This window comes from Streptomyces sp. (genome assembly GCF_035563135.1).
In the GTDB taxonomy this organism is placed as follows: Bacteria; Actinomycetota; Actinomycetes; order Streptomycetales; family Streptomycetaceae; genus Streptomyces.
In genome coordinates this window covers 1-8,029 of record NZ_DATMVN010000595.1, presented here as the reverse complement: position 1 = coordinate 8,029, position 8,029 = coordinate 1, and the positions used below count along the sequence as shown (strand labels likewise).

Sequence of the window (8,029 nt, the reverse complement as noted above, 5' to 3'; positions counted from 1 at the left end):
CAAAATCGGGGAGACCATGGCCCTGTCCGCACTTGGCCGCTACCTGCGTAGCAGCGGACGGAGCGGGGTCGGCGAACTCCAACTCATCGCCCGCGAGCTGGGCGCGCTCTCCGTCATCCGTCCCGCTGTTGAGGCGGTGCTTGCCTGATGGTCAACCCAAATCGGGGTACCACCGCAGGCCGCGTCTACAACGACCTGCGCAATCTGGCTCGTCGCGACGGCCGTTCGACGGACGAGGTCATGGTCGAGTACGTACTCGAACGGTTCCTCTACCGCCTGGCAGCATCCCCTCTCGGCCGCGAGCACTTCATCCTCAAGGGCGGCCTTTTGCTCGCCCAGTTCGGCGCCCGCCGGATGACCCGTGACATCGACATCCTTGGCCGCGCGTTTTCCGGCGAGGAAACCGAGATCATCCGCAGAATCGCCGCGATCGCCACCACTGAGGTCGACGACGGCGTGGCATACGACTCCGCCACACTCAGAACCGTACCCATCCGAGAGGAGGACGAGTATCACGGCGTACGACTGTCCATGGCCGCATCGATCGCCCGTGCACGTCTCAAGCTCCAGTTGGACATCAGCTTCGGCGATCCCGTCACTCCCGGACCTCAGACCATCAACTACCCGCAGCAGCTCACCACAGACAGCTTCCAACTCTTCGGTTACCCGCTCGCCACTGTCATCGCCGAGAAGCTCTCCACCGCCATCTCGCTCGGCGATCTCAACACCCGCGACCGGGATTACGCGGACCTCTACCGCCTGCTGACGCTCAACAATCTCAACGGCAAAGAACTGGCCGCAGCGCTGACGGCCACCGCAACCCACCGCGACATTGAGCTGAAGCCCCTGAGCGCCGCGATCACCGACCTCGCCGAGCGTCGCCAATCCTCCTACGCCGCCTGGCGCCGTCGCCAGGGACCCTCCTCTGCTGGCTATCCGAATCTCTTCACTGACGTGGTCGGCCTAGTCATCGCATTCGCAGACCCACTGCTCGCAGGGACAGTCGGCACACGTAGTTGGAACAGCTCAGCCACTACGTGGACGTGACCCGGCTCCCACGCAAACCGCAAAAAATGCCCCACTCACCGAAGCGTCAATGACATCCCGTCACTGACTGTCGGAGGTGCGCCCGACACACGAAGTGGTGGATGCCCGATCGTTCGCGACGCCAGGGAATGCGGGAACTTCCCATCCGTAGGCCCACGTTACGAACCGGTGCTACATCGGTTTGGAACAACGTGCCCGGCGGTCAGGCCGGCCCGCCCACCCACAATTTTTCAATCAGACGCAGCAGGACATCGTATGTCTCTCCACGGCGGTATTTGATCACGGGGGATTCCCTGCCATGCCGGTCCGCCGAGTACGGAGTCAGATAGACGACCCGTTCGGTCGCGATGATCCGGCCGATGTGCGGAACGCCATAACCACGCGCTTCGAGATGTCCTTCCACCTTGAGCGGAGCAAGGTAGTCGTAGGTCGCCGCGATCTGGCGGCGCAGCAGACCGGCGCCGAAAGCAGAGTCGAAAACCTGGATCTCCTCCTCCCGGTCGGTGATCCAGTCCGGCTCTCCTGCGGAGACATCAAGTTTCGGTAGCAGTATGCGGCAGCGGGAGCGGCGAGCCCGACAGCGAAGGAACAGCTCCTCGAACAAGTCGCGCTGTAGTTCATTACCGCGGCCGGTCAGAACGGACACCTCCCTCGCCCGACCCAGTTCTCGCTTGATGTCGTGTGCCGCATCTCGACTGTTGGCGAATACCTCTTCCACATCCAGGTGCAGCAGATGGGCAGCAAGGCCACGTATAAGGCGACGGGCAGTCTTCGAGAATACCCATACCAGCGCCAAGAAGAGAGCGCTGGCAAGCAGTGACGTGCCGATATCGCGTAGAAATTCCATTCCTCATCCCCGTTGCCACCATTCGTTCCACCCGGTCGGCTTTGCAAGCCGATCAGCTCTCGCGCACCACAAGCAGATCCCTGAGGCGCTCCACAGCTTTCTCATCGGGACGGGCTTGTTCCAGTGCTGCGAGCAGGGCGAGCCTGGCCTCCGGGCCGCCCTCGCCGTAGGCGTATCCGGCGATCGCTCGCAGATGATCACGCGCCATGTTGTGGTCCGCGATGGGCAGGAGTCGGTCCGCATTCATGAGCCGCTGCATGTCCGTCACGATCCCCCCACGAAATTCATGGCTACCCATGTCCTGGAAAGCTTCCAACACGTCGACGAGTCGGGTTTCGACGAGCTTGGACTCAGACGAGGTGGCGACGCCGGCCAGGAGGGCGACGACTTCGTCCAGGTCAACTGGAGTCCACGTCGCCGCAAGGCAGTTGGCCCGTGCCGACACCAGCGCGGCCCGCAGGTTCAAGCGCGCGGGAAACTCGACTGCCAGCGCCTTCAGCTGGTCGACCGCCTCCGGAGTGCCACGGCGGCTCAGCGTCCCGGGCAACGCCTCACGCCAGTCCAGAGCCTCCATTTCGGGAGTCACGGTATGTACCCCGAGCGGTCGGCTATTCCAGTCCTGAGGGAAGACCGTGTTCAGCCACCGATAGAGCGCGCTCAACCCCCCTTCATCGGCGTGTACCTCGACATGCCCACGCTCGGAGCGCCCTGCGCATTTCAGAGCGAGAGCGCGGCTGAAGTAGGCCGATGCGTCAATGAGCTCTCTGAGACCGGTCCACGCCTCGAAACCGTCGACCCCCACCAGAACGCAGGCGACGAGCACCGGTAGCTCAAGATCCCCGGCTTCGCTGTCCCGCTCCACTGCCATGAGTGCGAACTCGGCGACAGACCGTGCGAGGGCGCTCTCCACGGTAAGAAGGCCGGCGAGGAGTCCGGACCACGTACGAACCAGCGCTGCCCGACCCTCCTCTCCCTTCTCGAATGCCTCTGCGGCCACCGACCACGCCCCCGCCGGGCGAGCCGAGCGGAAGTCGGGCAGAAGGGCGGCGGACAGCGCCGCCAGGAACTCTTCCCATATCTCGGTGACGACCGAAGACCAGGTCGCCTCGATGCGATCCAGAACCAGCGGTTGTACGCCGTCTGCCAGTTGTGCCCTGGCAGCTGTCCCGATCGCACGAGCAAGACCCTGGGGGTCATTGACAGCCGCCCTCTGGAGCAGCAGCCCCCACGTCGTGGACGAGAGGATGTACCACGGGTCAGCGATTGCGCCCACCCAGGCACTCCACCGATCTGGTTCGAGGTCGTCCAGCCGACCCGCGTCGTGGAGCAGCGACAGCGACAGGACGCCGGCCCAGGCGCGCTTGTCCTGTTTCTCAAGTCCGAGCCATTCATCGGCGTGGTCGTTCTCAAGCCGCAGGTATTGCAGGGCGCAGTCAGGCAGATCGGCGAGTTCCTCGGCGGTGAACACGGAGCATCCCGGCCAATCGCCGATCTCGTCGTCGAAGCGATGCTGCCCCTCTCCGGTATTCGGATCGATCTGCAGGTTCCACAGCAGAGCCCAGAAGCTGTCCGTGTCATGCTGACGTGCCTGCTGTAGACGCTCTCGCTGTCGTGCGACGAACTTCGCGCTCTCGGGCCAGGTCGGCGGGGATGAGGCGCTGTGATTCATGCGCCAGCTGTCAGCCAAGTCACCACGGATATCAATCGGTTCGTAGAACCATCGCAGATGCAGCCAGGCAGGATTGCCCTGGCTCTCATAGGCCAGTTCAAAGTGTTCTTGGCTCCCCTGATCGAAAAGTATCTCCGCGAGCTGCGCATACGCGTCTGCCTGATCGGCCCGCTCGGCGCAGTCGGCGGCCGTTTGCAACGCCCAGGCGAAGTCACCTGAGTCGAGCAGGTTGTGCCGGTCGCCGTGCAATCCTTCGGGCTCGCCGAACCACGTGCGGGGGGACTGCCATTCGCGCACAACGAGCCACCCGAAATACCTCATGTTCTGCCCCGCCGCGATTCCCCGTGAGAGCAGGGCGGCGGCGAGCTTGCGTCGCAGATCGCGTACCGGGACCGGTTCGAACCCATCGGGCGTGACCGGGTTCAGTACGTGGGGGAGCTCCACCTTCTCATGACCCAATATGCGCGCCGTCAGGATCTGGGCGATGTCGGGCAGCAGTGACTCCGCACTCAGAACACTCAACGCCCTGCCGACCGTGCCGGAGACAAGCCTGTCCTCCGCAAATGGCTTCCTGCGACCTTCGGGTCTCGCTGTCCGGTCCTCTACGCCCTGCGCCAGCCATGCCACGATGCGGTGCACATCCTCCGCGGGGCACTTGGCGGGCATCTCTGCGAGAAAATGCTCGTACGCCCCGTAGCGGTCATCGCTCGGTGTCGCGCTCAGTGCGTTGAGCATCATGTTCGTGTCGAGGAAGCGGGGCCAAAGCAGTGTAAGCAGAGCACCCCGGAGTCTCAGGCCCGGATCTGTCTCCCTTCCCGGCCCGAGCGTGGTCAACACTTCCTTGAGGACAGGTGCGGCCACCGCCCCGTCGCAGGCGAAGGCGGCTCTGGCGGCGTTCGCACGGTTGTCGGCCGGCCACCGAGAATCTGCCGCCACTTTCAGAAGCAGCGGTGCGAGATCTGGCGACGGGCACTGCTCCGCCAACTGAATCGCCACTTGGGCCCGAGCACGAGTCTCCCAGTCACCGAAGTCCGCGGGATCGAGGGCGAGAACCGGGGCGAGTTGGCCGGCCAGACCGGGATGACCGAGCGCCCAGCGGGTCTGATGCCATCTGGCTTCACCGAGTTCCACATCAGCGGCGCGCTCCAGCAAGCGCCTGACGATCAATTCCCTGACGTTGTCCGAGCGGACGAGTCCGCTGTGCATGGTCAGGCTCTCCGGGTCGGCCGAAGCGAGCCATCGTGTGCGGTCGGGGTCCAAAGCCACCAGCCAGGCAGCAGTTTCCCGCAGAGACACAGGGATGCCAGCCGCTTCCTGGTCCGGCGCTTCGACCAGGAACAGGCGGCGGAGCGCTGCGTCCGGGACGGATCGGGAGATGAGGTGCTGGGCGGCGAGGAAGGCCGCAAGCGACGAATGACGAAATGCGAACCTGTGGTTGCCGCTCGCGGTGAACAGGCCTGAGGACAGCACTTCATCGACGACGGTCGGGGTGACCTCGAAGGTCTGACAGCCTGACGTTTGTTCGCTGCCTCCGGAGAGGGTGGACACATCCAGGTCGGTGGTCCGTGGCCGATCCTCGCGCGGACTCCCCCGCCACAGGGTGCGCCGACCTGAAAGCACCAGTCGTGCGGCGATACGACCTGCGACTTCCAGCCGCTGCGGCCATGTCGTCGCCGGTGCGGCCACGGTGAGACGGTCGGGGTCGTACTCCTGCGACAGCAGCCGAACGCTGTCCTCGAACAGCTCCTTGGCGCCGCCCCTCAGGCAGCCGTGTGCCCGGTACTCACGCACGATGAGTTCGAGGGTGAGAGGCACACTGGCGAGAGCTCCCGCGCGGAGGGCGACCACCTCGGAGATCAGCTGCTCCCCACCTACACCAGCGCTTTCCACGAGCGCCACGGCATCGGACCGCGACAGCGGGGCGAGGTCCACCAAGGAACAACCACCGAAGGCCTCACGGAAAACGGATGTCAGACCGGACGGATAGTCGCCCGTCCGGCAGGCGAGCAGCAGCCTGAGACCCCGCACGTCTCTGTTCTTCAGGAAACGCTTCAGGTAGGAGGGAAGATGGCGACAGAGCTCGCTCTCGTCAGCCTGGTCGATCACCATCGTCAGGTTCCCGCTCGGCGGCGGCCCCTGGCCCACTGCCACGCTTGGTAGCCCCCTGAGGTGGCTCCCCAAGACCTCGTCCCAGGTAGCGGCTGTCAGGTCGGGGCCATCGACCCACACGCAACGGTCCGCCCCGTCTGGGACGAAGGGGTCGTCCCACATCGGTAGCCCCTCCACCATCAGCCTGAACACCGAGGTCTTTCCGGCACCTGGCTCACCCAGCAACACGGTTGCCCCCTCACAGGCGACATCGCCCGGGGCAACGAGCAGACCCGCAGTCGCCTCGGACCCGAGCGGCGCCACAATGTGCTCGCTGCCCAGAAATCCGTCGTCGTCCAGCGGGAAGAAGTCCCCGTCAGGAGAGCTGTCGGCCCGTACTCGGCACCAACGCGGCGCCTGCACGGTGAAGACCTCATTCGTCATGACAACAACCGGCTCAGACCTTCGAGGGCCCCGTCGTCAGGACGAGCGCACTCAAGAGCTGAGTAGAGGGCCCTGCGTGCGGCAGGAGGATCCCGGTAGGCGTTCACCCGGCGGACGATCTCCCGCACATGATCACGCGCCATCGATGATTCCGTCGCCATGAAGGCACGAGGCAGGCCGAGTATGCGCCCCATGTCGATGAGAAGGCTGTGCCGGAAATCCCCTCTGCCCATGTCGTCAAAGGCCATCAGGGCACTCACCCACTCGGCCTCCGGTGCTGATGCCTCGCCAATGGCTCCCGCGAAGCCTGCGGCGAGGCTCAATCCGCCAGATCCAGCCGTCTCCGGCAGCAGCTCACACGCGAGGGCAGCCGACGCGGCGGCGGCGTGTGCGGACGCCCGATGCTGCGAACCCGACGCATCGGCTTCGCCTTTGTTGGCATCGGCGTGGTCGCTGATGCCTCGCAGGGTGAGGATCCGAAGGTCCTCAGACAGGTCAGCGACACGGGCAACGCCGGCGGACTCCATCTCGATGGCCAGGGCGTCACCGTAGTGGAACCTAATCTGGTCACGCAGAGGAGCGACCGGGGAATTCAGGACGACCTCACCAGCGGTGATGGGCTGGAAGTGAACGTGCGGACCGCCTTCCTGCCAGGTCGCTCGCACCTCATCAGGAACCCACTTGCGCCAGCTTTCCGAGCACAAGGCGATTCCTGCCGCCTGCTCCAACCTGTGCGACACAGCCCCTGGCACCGGTCGGACGTGGAAGCCTTCGGGTGTCTCCTTGCCCGGATGCAGGTGGTAAACCTTCGTCGACACCACGACGTCACCGAGTCGGGCCTCAGGCTTCAGTCCACCCGCAACGCCGACGAACAGCAACGCCTGTGGGCGCAGCCACTGGCGGACACGCTCAGCTATGGCGGCCGACGTCAGATTGCCGGCTCCGATTCGTGCGACGGCAACGGTCCCCACAAGTCCGGGAAGCGTCCCCTTCACGAGGCTCGTGCCTTGCGGATGAACGAGCGTCGACTGGTCGCGCAACAAGTGCAACACGGCCCGGAACTCAACTGGTAGTGCGGTGAGAACTACTACGTCTGAACTCGGCTCCACGTACCCTGCCCTTGGACTCAGCCGACAATCTCACGCAACACTAGCGCCGACGGGGCATGTGCAGTGGACCGAATGCCCATGAAACATAGTGGGTGGGCAATGCCGCCTACAGGGTCTCGCCGATCGGGCAGGCAGGGCGGACATGTACACCTGCCAGTGCACCACCGTTCGCGTTGGTCCTCAGATTCTGGAAGTAGCAGTACGTACTCCCATCACCGATTCATACCAATAGTCCGAGACGCACCGGCGCCCTACCAACCCCGCTGACCGACACGTACTCTGGATATCTTTGTAGCCAACTGTCGGCATGAAGGTCCCGGAAAAGTCCCTGACGTGACCCCGGTCGGACCTGCCTGTGCCAAACCCGCAGGTCACACCCTTAATCGAAAGCGGCCCACGTGTCGGTCAAGTACAAGGAGACCGCCCGCGGCGGCCTCGCGGTGAACATCATCGAGTGCTAGGCACGTAGGCCCGGAGGAGAGACGAACCGTCCCGTGGCGTGTACCCGCGGGCGGACGCGCTGGAGACCGCGTACGCAGACCTGCCGGCCGTGCGCGCGGGCGCCTCGTGCGGCCCTGTGCGAGGAGTCCGCCCTGGCTCTGCGCGAGCTGATCGACGACATTCCCGGCGCCGTACACACCGCCGTGCCACACGGATCACGCCGTCCCACGATCCCTTGTCCCCGGCCGTGGTGGCGCAGTGCGCGGCCAAGAGCTTCAGCCTCGGCGGCGAACGGTTCGAGGCCGCACCGGGAGAGGCCGTTCCCGCCCGGTTCGGCGGCGCGGGTCGCCGCCGCCACCAGGGTCAGCCCGAACACGACGCCCA

General features: G+C 64.9%; 4 protein-coding genes. 1 reads left to right on the top strand and 3 read right to left on the bottom strand.

Annotation, left to right across the window (positions count from 1 at the left end; translation table 11 throughout):
- Positions 1-147: 147 nt before the first annotated feature.
- Positions 148-1,047, top strand: coding sequence for a nucleotidyl transferase AbiEii/AbiGii toxin family protein (locus tag VN520_RS26525; RefSeq protein WP_325749467.1), 900 nt, complete (start codon positions 148-150; stop codon positions 1,045-1,047).
- Positions 1,048-1,249: 202 nt separating this feature from the next.
- Here VN520_RS26525 and VN520_RS26520 read toward each other — a convergent pair whose 3' ends face one another.
- The 3 genes from VN520_RS26520 to VN520_RS26510 are packed head-to-tail and all read right to left on the bottom strand — an operon-like array spanning position 1,250 to position 7,204.
- Entirely contained in the window at positions 1,250-1,894 is a 645-nt protein-coding gene (locus VN520_RS26520) for a hypothetical protein (protein WP_325749466.1), read from the bottom strand.
- Between the two features lie 52 nt (positions 1,895-1,946).
- Positions 1,947-6,095, bottom strand: a complete 4,149-nt coding sequence (locus tag VN520_RS26515) for a hypothetical protein (protein WP_325749465.1) — start codon at positions 6,093-6,095, stop codon at positions 1,947-1,949.
- Positions 6,092-7,204 carry a 5'-methylthioadenosine/S-adenosylhomocysteine nucleosidase gene (locus tag VN520_RS26510; RefSeq protein ID WP_325749464.1) on the bottom strand — a complete coding sequence of 371 codons (1,113 nt, stop codon included), beginning with the start codon at positions 7,202-7,204 and terminating at the stop codon, positions 6,092-6,094. Before VN520_RS26510 ends, VN520_RS26515 begins: the two co-directional genes overlap by 4 nt.
- Positions 7,205-8,029: the final 825 nt, after the last annotated feature.